This is a genomic window from Youngimonas ophiurae (nom. illeg.) (assembly GCF_049803795.1).
Taxonomy (GTDB): domain Bacteria; phylum Pseudomonadota; class Alphaproteobacteria; order Rhodobacterales; family Rhodobacteraceae; genus Thalassobius.
Genome location: NZ_JBNAGJ010000003.1, coordinates 322,847 through 338,892, shown reverse-complemented (window position 1 = coordinate 338,892; position 16,046 = coordinate 322,847). Strand labels below are relative to the sequence as shown.

Sequence of the window (16,046 nt, the reverse complement as noted above, 5' to 3'; positions counted from 1 at the left end):
CAGATATGACACTTTTGACCATTTTTGTCATAACGTCACACTTCACCGCCAACCAGAGGAAGCCACCATGCCAACCACCCTGACCGTCAACGGAGAAATCCATCGGCTTGACCTGCCCGATGACGTGCCCCTGCTGTGGGTTCTGCGCGACGAGCTGGGCCTGACCGGCACCAAATTCGGCTGCGGCGTGGCGGCTTGCGGGGCCTGCACCGTGCAGATCGAAGGCGAGGCCGTGCGCGCGTGTCAGGTGCCTCTGGCCGATGTCTGGGGCGAGGTCCGCACGATCGAGGGGCTGGGCAAGCCGGACGCCCTGCACGCGCTGCAAGAGGCATGGGTCAAACATCAGGTGGCGCAATGCGGCTATTGCCAGTCGGGCCAGATCATGCAGGCCGCCGCGCTTCTGGACACCACCCCCACGCCATCGGATGCACAGATTGACGAGGCGATGCAGGGCAACCTGTGCCGCTGCGGCACCTACACCCGTATCCGCGCCGCCATTCATGACGCCGCCAAGATGATGGAGCGCTAACCCATGTCACGCATTGGAAAAATCACCCGCCGCAGTTTTCTGGTCGGCTCTGCCGCAATCGCCGGGGGCGTTGCCTTTGGGGTGTATAAGATCAAGGAAACCCCGCCCAACCCGCTGACCCCGGCCCAGGGGCAGACCGCGCTGACCCCCTATATCCTGATCGACCAGTCCGGCATCCGCATCATCACCCCGCGCGCCGAAATGGGCCAGGGGGTGCATACCACTCTGGCCGCGCTGGTCGCCGAGGAACTGGACGTGGACATGGCAGACATCACCACCCTGCATGGCCCACCGGGCAAGGCCTATGCGAATGTGGCTGTGCTGGGCAGTTCTTTGCCCTTCAAGGAATACGCCAAAAGCGATTTCCAGCACGGGCTGTCCGATGCCGTCGGCCAGGTGGGCAAGCTGCTGTCGTTGCAGATCACCGGCGGCTCGACCAGCGTCGTTGACGGCTATGAGCGAATGCGCGCCGCCGGGGCCAGCGCCCGAGAAGCGCTGAAACTGGCGGCTGCTGAAAAACTGGGCATTCCCGCCGCGCGCCTGAAAACCAAGGCCGGCCATGTGATCGCCCCGGACGGAGCGCGGCTCAGCTATCTTGCGCTGGCCCCGGCTGCTGCCGGGATCGCGCCGCCTCAGGTGGCTTTGCGTCCGAAATCCGAGTGGAAACAGCTGGGCAAATCCATCCCCCGTGTGGACATGCTGGAAAAATCCACGGGCAGGGCCACGTTCGGCCTGGATGTGCGCCTGCCGGGGATGAAATTCGCCGCCCTGCGCGCCAATCCGCATCTGGACGGGGACATGCGCGGCTTTGACCCGGCGCAGGCGCGCGCCATGCCAGGGGTCGAGGGCGTGTACGATCTGGGCAATGCCATCGCCGTAGTGGCGCGCAACAGCTGGCTGGCGATGCAGGCGGCGCAGGCTATGGACGTCGATTGGGGCCCTTCTCCGCATCCGCAAACCATGGCGCAGATCGACGCCGCGCTGGACGCCGCACTGGAGGGACGGGCAAACTCGACCCTGCGCAATGACGGCGACGTCGGCAACCTGCCCGCAGGCGCCACCGAAATCACCGCCGAATACCGCCTGCCCTATCTGGCCCATGCCACGATGGAGCCGATGAACGCCACCGCCCTTTATGAGCGCGATAAGCTGACGATCTGGGCCGGCAATCAATCGCCCGTGATCGTGCAGCGCAAATGCGCGAAAATCGCCGGGCTGGATCCGGAGTCCGTGACGGTTCACACCACTTATATGGGCGGCGGTTTTGGCCGGCGCGGCGAGGTGGACTATGCCCAGGCCGCCACCCGTCTGGCGATCCAGATGCCGGGCACGCCGGTGCAGCTGATGTGGTCTCGCGAAGAGGACATGACCCATGATTTCTATCGCCCCGGCGCGGTGGCGCGTTTCCGCGGGGCGGTAAAGGACGGCAAGGCAGTGATGCTGGACGGGCAGATCGCGGCGCAGTCTGCCTCGGTTCAGGCGGGGGGACGGATGACCGGCCTGCCCGTCAGCGGCCCCGATAAGGTGCTGGTCGAGGGCGCCTTTGACCAGCCCTACAGCATCCCCAACTACCGCATTCGCGGCTATGTTGCGGATCTGGATCTGCCGATCGGGTTCTGGCGCTCGGTCGGGGCGTCGTTCAACGGGTTCTTTCACGATACGTTCATCGACGAGCTGGCCCATGCCGCCGGCCGTGACCCGCTGGAATTCCGCCTAGAGATGATGCGCGCCGAAAACCCCGACTCTGCCGCCGTTCTGGAAACCGTGCGCGACATGTCCGGCTGGACCGGCAAAACCCCCAGGGGCGTGGGGCGCGGCGTGGGGTATACCTGGTCCTTCGGCACGCCCGTCGCCGAGGTGATCGAGCTCAGGGATGAGGACGGCGAAATCCGCATCGCCCGCGCCTGGATTGCGGCGGATGTGGGCGTTTTGCTGGACCCTTCGATTGCGCAGGCGCAGCTGGAGGGCGGGATGCTCTATGGTCTGTCCGCCGCCGTGCATGGTAAAATCACCTTTGAAAACGGTGCCGCCGAGCAGCAGAATTTCCCTGATTATGACGCGATCCGCATACATAACGCGCCGAAAACCGAAACCCGGATTCTGCAACGCAAACCGCATATTTCAGGGGTCGGAGAGCCCGGCACCCCGCCCTCGATGCCTGCGCTGGCCAATGCGCTGTTCGATCTGACCGGAACCCGCGCCCGCACATTGCCGCTGATTGACCAATTCCCCCTGCTGATCTAAGCCCGTGCCGCGCCCCGCACTGCCTTGCGAAAATAGCCATTTTGCCATAAAATGACCAAAACCGCCCGATAGATGGCGGATGTCAGGTAAGCAGTAAGCGGGGCGGCACGCCCCCAAAGGCAGGAGCAGTATCATGCCCACCGGGTATTTGGTCTCATTAGGGGACAACACGCTGGACACCGGCGACGTTCTTGGCACATCCACGATCAGCTTCACCACGGCCACAACGCTGGGCAGCGGCAGCATCTCGTTCGATGGCGAGCTGTTCAGGCGCTATTGGGTGACTGACTACAACCTGACGGGCACCTATTACGAGGGCACGGACGGCAACGTCTACTTTGTCCCCGACACCGTCCCGCGCCGGATGACCGCCGGCGAGGTCGACAACCACCCCACCTATAGCAACGCCGATGGTGTGGTCGAAGGCACCGGTGGCGATGATGTCATGGATGCCTCTTACGTGGATTCCGACGGCGATCAGATCGACAGCGGCAGCGGAACGGGCGTGGACGGGATGGGCGATTCCGTCGAAGGCGGCGACGGCAACGACACCATCGACGCGGGCGCGGGCGATGACACGATCACCGGCGGCGGCGGCAGCGATTCGATCCTGGGCGGGGCGGGCAATGACCAGATCGTCGGCGACGGCGTGAACACGGCCAGCTCGACCTCGGAGTTTCTGGACTGGAGCGCCGCAGGCGCCGACGAAGAGGACGTCTCGGGCGGGTTCACCCAGACCACCGGGGTGATGGATGTCACCATCGGCTTTACCAATGACGGCAATGCCACCGGGTTTTCGATTGAGAGCACCACCTCGAACTATGTCGGCACGGGCGAGCCGTTCGATCCGAACTCCACCCTGTCGCTGACCGGATCGGGCGTGGGGGATACCTCGACCACGACAATCTCGTTCGAAACGAACGACCCCGATTCCTACGCCGATAACGTGCAGAACGTCACCTTTCGGATCAACGACATCGACGGCAGCAACAACAGCTGGCAGGATGTCATCACGATCACCGCCGTGGACGCCAATGGCAACACCGTCACCGTGTCGCTGAGCGGGACAGGCGATGACGCCCTGTCCGGCGGCACGATCACGGCAGGGCTCAGCCCGGACAGCTACTCGGATGCGGATGGCTCGGTTCTGGTGACCATTCCCGGCCCGCTGCAATCCATCACGATTGATTATGACAACGGGTTCGGCAACGGCCAGGCGCTGGCGATTTCCGACATCCATTTCGAAACCATCCCGGTTCAGCCCGGCGATGACACGATCGACGGCGGCGCGGGCGATGATCTGATCAGCGGCGAGGATGGCGACGACAGCCTGATCGGCGGCGAGGGCAGCGATACGATCTCGGGCGGGGCGGGCGATGACACCATCGCCGGCGGCGATGGGGCCGACAGCCTGAGCGGCGGCTCGGGCATGGATTTTCTGGATTACTCGACCTCGGACGCCGGGGTGAACATCGACCTGAGCACCAACACCGCCTCGGGCGGGGATGCCGACGGAGACACGCTGGCCGGCGGTCTGGACGGGATCATCGGCTCGGCCTGGGATGACACGCTGACCGGCTATGACGGTCAGGGCGCGGACTGGACGAATGAATTCTACGGCGGCGCGGGCAATGATCTTCTGGATGGCGCGGGCGGCGATGACTATCTGGACGGCGGCGCCGATGACGACACCCTGATCGGCGGCGCGGGCGCGGATACGTTGCTGGGCGGCACGGGCGATGACCTGCTGGTGCTGGGCGGCGGCGACAGCGCCGTGGGCGGCGAAGGCGACGACGTGTTCCAGATCTCGGGCGGTGGCGGCACCATCACCATTGACGGCGGCGAGGGCAGCGAAGGCGCGGGCGACACGCTGGATTTCGGCGGCACGATCGACTGGGGCTCGATCACCTATACCAGCACCGATCCGGGCAACCTGTCGGGGACGGTCACGCTGGATGACGGCACCGTCGTGAATTTTGAAAACATCGAGACCGTGGTGATCTGCTTCAAGGCGGGCACCCGGATCGACACCCCCCATGGCGCGCGCCGGATCGAGGATCTGCGCGCCGGCGATCTGGTGATCACGCGGGACAATGGCGTGCAGCCGATCCGCTGGGCCGGGCGGCGTCGGGTGCCGGGCACGGGCGAGTTTGCCCCGATCCGCTTTGCCACCGGGGCCGTGGGCAACCGGCGCCCGCTGATCGTGTCACCGCAGCACCGGATGCTGCATCAATCCTCGGCCGCAACGTTGCTGTTCGACTCGTCCGAAGTGCTGGTGGCCGCGCGGCATCTGGTCAATGGCGGCTCGATCCGGCAGGTGCAGCGCGACGAGGTGGATTATGTCCACATCCTGTTCGACCGGCACGAAATCATCTTTGCCGAGGGCACGCCCAGCGAAAGCTTCCACCCTGGGGCCTATGGTCTGAACGGTGTGATGGGCCCCGCCCGAGAAGAGCTGTTCGCGCTCTTCCCCGAGCTGCGCGCCGATCCCGACAGTTTCGGTGACACCGCCCGCCGTTGCCTGCGCGAATACGAGGCACGGCTGCTGCAACCCGCATAGGTCAGGCGGTGCGCAGGCTCCGCGCCTTTTTCTGATCGGCCCAGGCGTGCACGGCCGCGCCAAAGGCCGTGAACAACGGACGCGAGACCGGATCGTTCGCCGCGTCCCATTCGGGATGCCACTGCACCGACATGGTGAAGCCCGGCGCGCCCTCGACATAGATCGCCTCGGGGGTGCCATCGGGGGCGTAGCCGTCAATCACGATGCGCGCACCGGCGGTCTTGATCCCCTGCCCGTGCAACGTGTTGGTCATGACCTCTTGCGCACCCATCAGATGATGGAACCGGCCCCCTTCGGCAAAGCTGACCTTGTGGCGCAGGGCGAATTTTTCCTCAAGCGTGCCATCGGGCGGCATCCGGTGGTTCATCCGGCCCGGCAGATCGCGGATTTCAGGATATAACGAGCCCCCCATGGCGACGTTAACCTCTTGAAATCCTCGGCAAATCCCCAGAAACGGCTGCCCGCGCTCAACACAGGCCCGCACCAGGGGCAGCGTGATCGCATCGCGGCTGCGGTCGAAATCACCATGCGCTTCGGTGGCCGGTTCGCCATATTCCTCGGGGTGGACATTGGGGCGCCCGCCGGTCAGCAGGAACCCGTCGCAGGTATCCAGCAGTTCCTCGACCGAGACAAAACGCGGATCGGGGGCAATCAGCATCGGCAGGCAACCGGACACGCAGGACACGGCCTCGGTGTTCATTTCGCCGCCCGCATGGACGGGATAGCTGTCATTGAGCAGGTATTGATTGCCGATAATACCAACGAGAGGACGGGTCATGTTGCGCCTTTTGCTGCTTTTGCCCGCAGCTTATATGGCCCAGGAAGGTTAAAAAACAAGAAACCTGCGCATTGGCGCACACTCTGCCCGCAGATGACGCGAAACCGCGCAGAGCCTAGGCCTCGGCCACCAGCCCCATGCCTTCGATCCCGGCGATGGCCGCCAGCGCATCATTATCCGAGCTGTCCCCCGTCACCCCGACCGCCCCCAGGATCGCGCCTTTCTTATCGCGCACCAGAACGCCGCCGGGCACCGGGATGACCTGCCCGCCATAGGCCCCGTTCACGGCGGTCATGAAATAGGCCTGCGCCTCGGCGCGCGCCATCTGCGCCTTGCCCGCCATGCCCAGCATCACACAGCCATAGGCCTTGCCTTGCGCGATGGCGAAACGGCCCGGCGCGGCCCCGTCGCTGCGTTCAAAGGCAATCACGTGACCGCCCGCATCCAGCACTACCACGCTCAGCGGGTTCATATCCGCCGCCGTGCCCGTGTCCAGCGCCTTGCGGATGATGCCCCGCGCTTTCCTAAGAGAGATCCCAGCCATTTTCGTTTCCCCTACCTTATGTTCACAATGTCCACTTGCGTTCCGATACGCTTAGCCTGCGGATTTCAGTTCAAGCCTGCGCTGATGCAGGACCGGCTCGGTATAGCCCGAAGGCTGCACGCGCCCTTTGAACACCAAATCACATGCGGCCTGAAAGGCAAGCCCATTGAAATCCGGTGCCATCGGGCAATAGGCGGGATCGCCCGCGTTCTGCTGATCGACGACCTGGGCCATCTTGCGCATTGCCTCCATCACCCGTGCCTCGGTGACAACGCCATGATGCAGCCAGTTGGCCAGCGCCTGAGAGCTGATCCGGCAGGTCGCGCGGTCCTCCATCAAACCGATGTCATTGATGTCCGGCACTTTCGAGCACCCCACCCCCTGATCGACCCAGCGCACCACATAGCCCAGGATCCCCTGAGCGTTGTTTTCCACTTCGCGGGTGATTTCCGCGTCGCTGAAGTTGCGCCCCGTGGCCACCGGGATGGTCAGCAGGTCGGCCAGAGTGCCGCGCGCACCGCCGGCCTTGATCTGATCCTGACGGGCCAGCACGTCCACCGTGTGGTAATGCGTGGCGTGCAGCGTGGCGGCGGTGGGCGATGGCACCCAGGCGCAGTTCGCGCCCGACATTGGGTGACCGATCTTGGCCTCAAGCATGTCGGCCATCTTATCGGGCATGGCCCACATGCCCTTGCCGATCTGCGCGCGCCCCTGCAACCCGCAGGCCAGGCCGATGTCCACGTTGCGATCCTCGTAGGACGTGATCCAGGGGGTCGATTTCATCTCGCCCTTGGGCAGGAAGGGGCCGGCCTCCATGCTGGTGTGAATCTCGTCGCCGGTGCGGTCCAGAAAGCCCGTGTTGATAAAGGCCACCCGCGATTTGGCCGCGCGGATACATTCCTTGAGATTGACCGAGGTGCGGCGCTCTTCGTCCATGATGCCCAGTTTGACGGTGTTCTGCGGCAGGCCCAGGATGGCCTCGACCATGGAGAAAATCTCATCGGCAAAGGCGACCTCTTCGGGGCCGTGCATCTTGGGTTTGACCACATAGACCGATCCGGTGACGGAATTGCGCATCCCATCGGTTTTGCGCAGATCGTGCATGGCGATCAGCGTGGTGCACAGCGCATCCATCAGCCCCTCGCCAATCTCATGCCCGTCGCGGTCCAGAATCGCCGGATTGGTCATCAGATGCCCCACATTGCGCACCAGCATCAGGCTGCGGCATTTGACGGGCACAGGCGCGCCATCGGGGCCGGTATAGGTGAAATCGCCGTGCATTTTACGGGTGATCGTCTGCCCGCCCTTTTCAAAGGTTTCGCTCAGATCGCCCTTCATCAGGCCCAGCCAGTTGCCATAGGCCAGCACCTTATCTGGGGCATCCACGGCCGCCACGCTGTCCTCGCAGTCCATGATTGCAGAAAGAGCGGATTCCAGGTTCACGCTGGCGATGCCTGCGGGATCCGTCTCTCCGATCTGATTTTCGGGATTCACCAGGATTTCAATCCCCAGCCCGTTGTTTTTGAACAGGAACATGGCCCATTCATCCATTTCCGCATGGCCGGCATATTGCGCAGGGTTCTTCAGCGAAACCGGGGCGCCGCTGGCCTGAATCACCAGCGCATGTCCATCTGCGGTCAGCTTATCCACATCGGCCCAGGTCGCGCCGTCCAGCGGGACAGCCTGATCCAGAAACGCCTTGGCCCAGGCGATCACCCGCGCGCCGCGCGCCGCGTCATACCCCTCGCCCGCAGGCAGATCCCCCAGCGCATCCGTACCATAGAGCGCATCATACAAAGACCCCCACCGCGCATTCGCCGCATTCAACGCAAAACGCGCGTTCATGATGGGCACCACCAGCTGAGGGCCGGGGATCTGCGCGATCTCGGGGTCCACATTCTGCGTGTCGATCTGGAAATCGGGCCCCTCGGGCACCAGATAGCCGATCTTTGTCAGATAGTCCCGATAGGCGGCGGCATCATGCACCTGCCCGCGCCGCGCCTCATGCCAGGCGTCCAGTTTTTGCTGCATTTCCTCTCGTTTTTGCAGCAATTCGCGGTTTTTCGGCCCCAGCTCATGGGTCAGGCGCGACAAGCCCGCCCAGAAATCGTCAGATGAGACACCCGTGCCCGGCAAGGCGTCGCGCTCGATGAATTCCACCAGTTCCGGCGCGACATGCAGCCCGTATTTGTCGATGCGATTGGACATTCCTCTCCCCTTTTCTGGCGACGCTCGTGTTCCTGAATAGAACGGAAGTTTCCTATAGGCAACATATGTGGTCAAATCTTTTTACCAATTCTTCTCAAGCTGCTTCAAAAAATAGCGGATAATCCCCGAAGGCCGGGGCCAGGGCCCCCTGCTCCAACGGGCACCAGACAGACCATTGAAGCCCGCCGCCGATCCTCCTAACGTCGGGCGCACATCAATCAGCCCGAGGCCCCCATGAAAGACGCAGCCCCCCAAACCATCTACCTGTCCGACTATGCGCCCTTTGGCTATATCGTGGAGAAGGTCGAGCTGACGTTCCGTCTGGCCCCCAATGCCACCCGTGTGATCAGCCGCATCGCCTTTCGCCCCAATCCAGACGCCCAGACACAGGACTTTTTCCTGCATGGGGAACAGCTGCACCTGATCTGGGCCAAAATCGACGGGGCCGAGGTTTCCCCCCAACTGACCGATCAGGGCCTGCGCTGCGACGTGCCCGACGCGCCGTTCGTATGGGAATCCGAGGTTGAAATCAGCCCCGCGACGAACACCGCGCTGGAGGGGCTTTATATGTCGAACGGCATGTATTGCACCCAATGCGAGGCCGAGGGCTTTCGCAAGATCACCTATTACCCCGACCGCCCCGACGTCATGAGCGTCTTTACCGTGCGCATCGAGGGCCCCGAGCCCGTGCTGCTGTCCAACGGCAACCCCACGGCCAGCGGCGAGGGCTGGGCCGAATGGCACGATCCGTGGCCCAAACCGGCCTATCTGTTCGCGCTGGTCGCCGGCGATCTGATCGCGCATCCGGGCAGCTTCACCACCAAATCGGGCAAGGATGTCGCGCTGAACATCTATGTCCGTCCGGGGGACGAGGGCAAATGCGCCTTCGGCATGGAGGCGCTGAAAGCCTCGATGAAATGGGACGAGGATGTCTATGGCCGTGAATACGATCTGGATATTTTCAACATCGTCGCCGTGGATGATTTCAACATGGGCGCGATGGAGAACAAGGGGCTGAATATTTTCAACTCGTCCTGCGTTCTGGCCTCGCCGGACACGTCCACCGATGCGAATTTCGAACGGATCGAAGCAATCATCGCCCATGAATATTTCCACAACTGGACCGGCAACCGCATCACCTGCCGCGACTGGTTTCAGCTGTGCCTGAAAGAGGGGCTGACGGTCTATCGCGATGCGCAATTCACCGCCGATATGCGCTCGGAACCCGTGAAACGGATCGAGGACGTGATCGCCCTGCGCGCCCGCCAGTTCCGCGAAGATAACGGCCCTCTGGCCCACCCGGTACGCCCCGAAAGCTTTGTCGAGATTAACAACTTCTACACCGCCACCGTCTATGAAAAAGGCGCCGAGCTGATCGGGATGCTGAAAACGCTGGTTGGCGACGCGGACTATTACAAGGCGCTGGATCTGTACTTTGACCGTCACGATGGCGACGCCGCCACGATCGAGGATTGGCTACAGGTGTTTCAGGACGCAACGGGCCGCGATCTGACCCAATTCAAGCGCTGGTATGCGCAGGCCGGCACTCCGCGCCTGACGGTGACTGACGCATACGCCGATGGCACCTATACGCTGACGTTCCGCCAACACACGCCGCCCACCCCCGGCCAGGATGTCAAAGACCCGCGCGTCATCCCCATCGCGGTGGGCCTGCTGAACCCCAATGGCGACGAGGTGGTCCCGACCACCGTGCTGGAGATGACCGAAGCCGAGCAATCGTTCCGCTTTGAGGGGCTGGGCGCGCGCCCCGTGCCCTCGATCCTGCGGGGGTTCTCGGCCCCGGTGATCCTTGAGCGCGCAACCACGAACGAGGAACGCACCTTTCTGCTGGCGCATGACACGGACCCGTTCAATCGCTGGGAATCGGGCCGGGCCTTGGCGCGCGACGGGCTGATCCGCATGATCCGCGAAGGTGCCGCCCCCGACGATGCCTACCTGGGGGCCCTGAGCGCGCTGATGCGCGACGACAGTCTGGATCCGGCCTTCCGCGCGCTGGCCGGTGGCCTGCCCAGCCAGGACGAGCTGGCCCAGACGCTGTTCGACATGGGGGACACCCCCGATCCGCAGGCAATCTGGCAGGCGCTGGAGACCCTGAAACAGGCCAAGGCACAACACATGCAAGACCTGCTGCCGCGGCTTTATGCGCAATATCAGGTTCAGGGCAGCTATCGCCCCGACGCCGCCCAATCCGGCGCACGGGCTCTGGCCAACGCGGCGCTATCGCTGATCACCCGCCTGGACGGCGGCGCGCAGGCGCAGAAACAATATGACGCGGCCGATAATATGACACAGCAGCTGGCCGCATTCGGCTGCCTGCTGTCGGCAGGAAAGGGCCAGACGGCGACGCAGGCCTTCTATGATCAATGGCAGCAGGACCGGCTGGTGATCGACAAGTGGTTCTCGATGCAGATCGTGCAGGCGGATCCTGAAAGGGCGGTCAAGGTGGCCTCGGCGCTGACACAACACGCTGATTTCACCATGAAAAACCCCAACAGGTTCCGCGCCACGCTGGGCGCGCTGGCCATGAGCCCCGCCGCCTTCCACCAGGCCAGCGGCGCAGGCTATGCCCTGCTGGCCGACTGGCTGATCCGGCTGGACCCGCTGAACCCGCAGACAACGGCGCGGATGTGCTCGGCCTTTGAGACATGGAAACGCTATGATTCGGCGCGCCAAAGCCTGATTGCCGCCCAGCTGGACCGGATCCTGGCCCAGCCCGGTCTTAGCCGGGACACGACAGAAATGCTGGAGCGTATCCGAAAGGCGTAAACACCCCAAAACCATACGCATTCGAACTGAAGCCTTCCCGCCACAGGCCCGACAAAAAGAGCCGGGCGAGCGGTTTTTTGCGGCCTGTTAACCTTAAATTTCCATCCCATGTGGCGTCATACTTCTGTCATGAACAGAATTGCGGAATATCATTGGCGGGGGCTGGATCCTTTGCACGCGACGGGGCTGGCGGCCGTCACCCTGGCCTGGGCGGCGCTGCTGCTGGTGGCGCGTATTCTGCCCGATTGGCAGATGATCCTGCTGACCGGCGCGGTGGCACTGGGGACGGCCTGGTACTGGCGCAGTATCATGAGCCGCAAACGCTCGGGCGCGTGGATGACCGAAACCCATCTGAACATATATTACGGCAGCAAACACTGGTCCTTTCCCCTGTCGGGAATTCGGGCGGTCGGGGCGCGCTCGGCCCCGTTTTTCGCCCGCGCCCCGCATCTGGAACTGACCGGCGGGCGCCGCGTGCAATTGCCGCTGACCTGCCTGCCCATGGCCCCCGAACTGCGCCGCTGGTTCACCGGCAAATCAATCCGGGTTGACGCGAAGGTGACGCTAAGCTGATTGTCTGGCTCAAAGGAGAGCGAGATGACACAGCACACCATTGTGATTACCGGGGCCAGCACCGGCATTGGGGCTGCCTGCGCCCGTCTGGCCGCACAAGAAGGCCATGACGTCATCCTGACCTATCGCAGTGACGCGCGCGCGGCCCGGCAGGTGGCGCAGGATGTTGCGGCGCGGGGGCAAGAGGCACGGGTCTACCAGTGCGATGTCACGTCCGAGGCACAGATAGAGGCCCTGTTCGCGGATCTGCCCCAGGATTTGCCGATTCACCTGGTCAATAACGCCGGGATCGTGGGGGAGAAGGCGGCGCTTGCGGATCTGACGGCCAGGCGCTTGCAGACGATGTTTTCCGTCAATGTGATCGGCACGATCCTGACCACGCAAAAGGCCGTGGCCCATATGCGCCGCTGCGGCGTTCCGGGGCATATCGTGAATATCTCTTCTGCGGCGGCGCGGCTGGGAGCGGCCAACCAGTACATCGATTATGCCGCAACCAAAGGCGCAATCGACACGCTGACCCTGGGCCTGGCCGATGAGCTGGCGCCCGAGGGAATCCGCGTCAATTCCGTCCGGCCCGGCCTGATCGACACCGCGATCCACGCAAAGGGCGGCGATCCGGACCGGCTGGACAGACTCGGCCATAGCATCCCGTTGGGCCGCCCCGGCTCTGCCGAAGAGGTGGCCGAATCCGTGCTGTGGCTGCTGTCCGACAGGGCCTCTTATGTGACCAAAAGTTTACTCGACGTCACCGGAGGGCGCTAGCCCACCCAAAAACACCACCCAAGGGCGATTCTGCGCAATCAATACACGCTTTTACCCGAAAACCTGCCCGACTTGGCCATGTTTCGGCCCAAAACTCTTGGTTGTTTAGGGATGCACACACCTGGACACCCGATTTGGAATGAAAAGCCTGTTAAAAACCCCAGCCCGCCTGAACCTGGGCTCTGCGCGTCTGTTTCGACGCCCCCCCCGCCTGGATCGCACCGGCGGCGAAACTCAGGCAGCGCAGCCGCTGCCGCTGCCGCCCCCCGGACCGATGCCGATCCGCCTGCAACGCGCGCTGGACATCCCCGTGACCACCACCAGCAAGGAACAATCGCGGCGCGAATATGTGATCTCGCGCGGGCAATTTCTGGCCCGTCAGGACATGTGGGAAGAGCTGGGCCAGGAACTGCGCCATCACGATCGCAAACGCGCCCGGACCGCCGCAGACATGCCGCTGGCCGATCTGCTATCCTATGGCGCGCGCGCCGATGTGGTCGAGCCCCTGATCCGTCAGATCAAGGCCGGCCGCATCAACCCCGCAGATGTCGAAGACCTGCCCGCGCTGGCCCATCTGGAATACGCGCTGGAGGATTGCCCCAAGGATTACGGCGTTGCTCTGGTGGTGTTGCAGGCTTTGCAGGATCTGGCCTGGGCCTTTCATGGGATCGAGCCGAAATCCGAACCCTCGAAGCCACGCGCCAAGGCATTTCACGCCCTGATGAGCAGCGCAGCCGAGATTCTGGACAGATTCGATGCGTTCGAGCAGAACAGCCCTGCTCTGGCCGCGGCGCGCTGCGCGCTGCTGCCCGCGCAGCAAACGCCACAAACCCGTGTGGTGGACGATTACGAAGACCTGATTGATCTGGACCCGCACAACCCCAGCCACATGCGCGCCTTTGGCCGGTATATGCTGCCGCGCTGGTTCGGCTCGTATCAGCAGCTAGAGGTGCAGGCCCGCCGAATGACCGCCCTGACCGAAGATGTCTGGGGGGCCGGCGGCTATACCTGGACCTGTCTGGATGCCCTGCGGCTGGATGCTCAGGTGCTGGACCTGATGGACCCCGATCTGTTCATCGAAGGGATGCACCACATTCTGCAACGGCGGGACGATCAGCATACGGCGAACCTTTTTGCGGCGTTTTGCGCGGTAACGATGCATAACGCGCGCCTTCGCAGCTCTGAGCACCAGCCGCAGATCGACGCCCTGCGCGCCGCCTTCGACTGGATCCTGAACGAACACCTGCGCGAGGTGCACCCCCTGGTCTGGGCCCTGGCCGAGCGGGATTCGATGACCGAAGAAGACCTGGTGTATAACGAACAGCTGGCCGAAAAAGGCAAAGGCAGCGCCTTTCGCCGCATCGCCCGGCATTTTGAAACCGATATCCGGAACGGCGCGCGTGTCGTTTTCGGTGAAAAAGGCCCCCAAATCCTGCCTCGGGCCTGACGCCTGGGGGGCAAAGGGCACTGCACCCCTTGCCCCTTTGGCACCCCTGTCCTAGAACGCACAGAAATGCTGCGACAAAGGGCGGATACGATGCTGGACCTGACATATGAGACCCCGAAACCCAAGGTGATTGCCGGCGCCAAACACGATTGGGAGCTGGTGATCGGCATGGAGGTCCATGCGCAGGTCAGCTCGAATGCGAAACTGTTCTCGGGGGCGTCCACCAAATTCGGCGCGGAACCGAACGCAAATGTCGCCTTTGTGGACGCGGCCATGCCCGGCATGTTGCCCGTGATCAACGAATTCTGCGTCGAACAGGCCGTGCGCACCGGGCTGGGCCTGAAGGCCGAAATCAACCTGAAATCCGCCTTCGACCGGAAAAACTATTTCTACCCGGATTTGCCGCAGGGCTATCAGATTTCGCAGCTCTATCACCCCATCGTGGGCGAGGGCGAGATTCTGGTGGACATGGGCCCCGGCGTCGCGCGTCTGGTACGTGTGGAACGCATCCACCTGGAACAGGACGCGGGCAAATCCGTGCATGACATGGATCCCAACATGTCCTTCGTGGACCTGAACCGCACCGGCGTCGCCCTGATGGAGATCGTCAGCCGCCCCGACATCCGCGGCCCCGAAGAGGCCGCCGCCTATGTCACCAAGCTGCGCCAGATCCTGCGCTATCTGGGCACCTGCGATGGCAATATGCAAAACGGCAGCCTGCGCGCGGATGTGAACGTGTCCATCTGCCGCCCCGGCCAGTACGAAAAATACATGGAAACGCAGGATTTCAGCCACTTGGGCACGCGCTGCGAGATCAAGAACATGAACTCGATGCGGTTCATCCAGGCCGCGATCGAGGTCGAGGCACGCCGCCAGATCTCCATCGTCGAGGCCGGCGGTGAAGTGGTGCAGGAAACCCGCCTGTACGACCCCGACAAGAACGAGACCCGCTCGATGCGGTCCAAGGAAGATGCGCATGATTACCGCTACTTCCCCGATCCCGATCTGCTGCCGCTGGAGATCGAACAGGGCTGGGTGGATGACATCGCCGCCAGCCTGCCCGAATTGCCCGACGCGAAAAAAGCCCGCTTCATGGAGGGTTTCGGCCTGTCCGAATATGACGCCAGCGTGCTGACCGCCGAAGTGCCCAATGCCGCCTTCTTTGAAGAGGTCGCAGCCACCGCAGGCGATGGCAAACTGGCCGCGAACTGGGTTATCAACGAACTGTTCGGCCGCCTGAAAAAGGAAGATCACGACATCACCGAAAGCCCGGTTTCCCCCGCGCAGCTGGCTGGAATCGTGAAGCTGATCAAGGCCGGGGACATCAGCGGCAAGATCGCCAAGGAACTGTTCGAGATCGTCTATACCGAAGGCGGCGACCCCGCTCAGATCGTCGAAGAGCGCGGCATGAAACAGGTCACCGACACCGGCGCGATCGAGGCCGCCGTGGATGAGGTGATCGCCGCCAACCCCGCTCAGGTCGAAAAAGCTCAGCAAAATCCGAAACTTGCAGGCTGGTTTGTCGGCCAGGTCATGAAGGCGACGGGCGGCAAGGCCAACCCGGCGGCGGTGAACCAGCTGGTCAAACAGAAGCTGGGCCTGTAAGGGCGAATA

Annotated in this window: 11 protein-coding genes; 8 read left to right on the top strand and 3 right to left on the bottom strand. The window is 63.2% G+C overall.

The annotated features are described in order from the left end of the window. The first annotated feature begins 67 nt into the window (after window positions 1-67). From ACP15O_RS09345 to ACP15O_RS09335, 3 genes are all read left to right on the top strand, one after another. Entirely contained in the window at window positions 68-529 is a 462-nt protein-coding gene (locus tag ACP15O_RS09345; protein WP_425095812.1) for a (2Fe-2S)-binding protein, read from the top strand. A 3-nt stretch (window positions 530-532) separates the two neighbouring features. After that, window positions 533-2,773 carry a xanthine dehydrogenase family protein molybdopterin-binding subunit gene (locus ACP15O_RS09340; RefSeq protein WP_425095811.1) on the top strand — a complete coding sequence of 747 codons (2,241 nt, stop codon included), beginning with the start codon at window positions 533-535 and terminating at the stop codon, window positions 2,771-2,773. A gap of 133 nt (window positions 2,774-2,906) precedes the next feature. Then, window positions 2,907-5,333, top strand: a complete 2,427-nt coding sequence (locus ACP15O_RS09335; RefSeq protein WP_425095810.1) for a Hint domain-containing protein — start codon at window positions 2,907-2,909, stop codon at window positions 5,331-5,333. A gap of 1 nt (window position 5,334) precedes the next feature. On the opposite strand, the gene ACP15O_RS09330 is transcribed toward ACP15O_RS09335, so the two are convergent. The 3 genes from ACP15O_RS09330 to ACP15O_RS09320 all read right to left on the bottom strand — a co-directional run bounded on the left by ACP15O_RS09330 (window position 5,335) and on the right by ACP15O_RS09320 (window position 8,863). Then, window positions 5,335-6,111: a gamma-glutamyl-gamma-aminobutyrate hydrolase family protein gene (locus tag ACP15O_RS09330; protein WP_425095809.1), complete on the bottom strand. Its 777-nt coding sequence runs from the start codon at window positions 6,109-6,111 to the stop codon at window positions 5,335-5,337. 115 nt (window positions 6,112-6,226) lie between these two features. Beyond that, window positions 6,227-6,655 carry a GlcG/HbpS family heme-binding protein gene (locus ACP15O_RS09325; RefSeq protein ID WP_425095808.1) on the bottom strand — a complete coding sequence of 143 codons (429 nt, stop codon included), beginning with the start codon at window positions 6,653-6,655 and terminating at the stop codon, window positions 6,227-6,229. Window positions 6,656-6,706: 51 nt separating this feature from the next. Next, a complete protein-coding gene (locus ACP15O_RS09320; RefSeq protein ID WP_425095807.1) occupies window positions 6,707-8,863 on the bottom strand; it encodes a malate synthase G in 2,157 nt (718 codons plus the stop codon). Between the two features lie 234 nt (window positions 8,864-9,097). Between ACP15O_RS09320 and pepN the strand changes: the two genes are divergently transcribed. From pepN to gatB, 5 genes are all read left to right on the top strand, one after another. Further along, window positions 9,098-11,650, top strand: coding sequence for an aminopeptidase N (pepN, locus tag ACP15O_RS09315; RefSeq protein ID WP_425095806.1), 2,553 nt, complete (start codon window positions 9,098-9,100; stop codon window positions 11,648-11,650). Window positions 11,651-11,779: 129 nt separating this feature from the next. Beyond that, complete coding sequence (locus ACP15O_RS09310) at window positions 11,780-12,223, top strand: hypothetical protein (RefSeq protein ID WP_425095805.1); 444 nt, start codon at window positions 11,780-11,782, stop codon at window positions 12,221-12,223. Between the two features lie 24 nt (window positions 12,224-12,247). Then, on the top strand, window positions 12,248-12,985 hold the full coding sequence (locus ACP15O_RS09305) for an SDR family oxidoreductase (protein WP_425095804.1): 738 nt from the start codon (window positions 12,248-12,250) through the stop codon (window positions 12,983-12,985). A gap of 139 nt (window positions 12,986-13,124) precedes the next feature. After that, window positions 13,125-14,432, top strand: a complete 1,308-nt coding sequence (locus tag ACP15O_RS09300; protein WP_425095803.1) for a hypothetical protein — start codon at window positions 13,125-13,127, stop codon at window positions 14,430-14,432. Window positions 14,433-14,522: 90 nt separating this feature from the next. Continuing rightward, a complete protein-coding gene (gene gatB, locus ACP15O_RS09295) occupies window positions 14,523-16,037 on the top strand; it encodes an Asp-tRNA(Asn)/Glu-tRNA(Gln) amidotransferase subunit GatB (RefSeq protein WP_425095802.1) in 1,515 nt (504 codons plus the stop codon). The last annotated feature ends 9 nt before the right edge of the window (window positions 16,038-16,046 follow it).

Coding starts and splice junctions, on each gene's coding strand:
- gatB (WP_425095802.1), top strand. CDS start 14,523: ATGCTGGACCTGACATATGAGACCCCGAAACCCAAGGTGATTGCCGGC.
- ACP15O_RS09340 (WP_425095811.1), top strand. CDS start 533: ATGTCACGCATTGGAAAAATCACCCGCCGCAGTTTTCTGGTCGGCTCT.
- ACP15O_RS09320 (WP_425095807.1), bottom strand. CDS start 8,863: ATGTCCAATCGCATCGACAAATACGGGCTGCATGTCGCGCCGGAACTG.
- ACP15O_RS09345 (WP_425095812.1), top strand. CDS start 68: ATGCCAACCACCCTGACCGTCAACGGAGAAATCCATCGGCTTGACCTG.
- ACP15O_RS09305 (WP_425095804.1), top strand. CDS start 12,248: ATGACACAGCACACCATTGTGATTACCGGGGCCAGCACCGGCATTGGG.
- ACP15O_RS09330 (WP_425095809.1), bottom strand. CDS start 6,111: ATGACCCGTCCTCTCGTTGGTATTATCGGCAATCAATACCTGCTCAAT.
- ACP15O_RS09310 (WP_425095805.1), top strand. CDS start 11,780: ATGAACAGAATTGCGGAATATCATTGGCGGGGGCTGGATCCTTTGCAC.
- ACP15O_RS09325 (WP_425095808.1), bottom strand. CDS start 6,655: ATGGCTGGGATCTCTCTTAGGAAAGCGCGGGGCATCATCCGCAAGGCG.
- ACP15O_RS09300 (WP_425095803.1), top strand. CDS start 13,125: ATGAAAAGCCTGTTAAAAACCCCAGCCCGCCTGAACCTGGGCTCTGCG.
- ACP15O_RS09335 (WP_425095810.1), top strand. CDS start 2,907: ATGCCCACCGGGTATTTGGTCTCATTAGGGGACAACACGCTGGACACC.
- pepN (WP_425095806.1), top strand. CDS start 9,098: ATGAAAGACGCAGCCCCCCAAACCATCTACCTGTCCGACTATGCGCCC.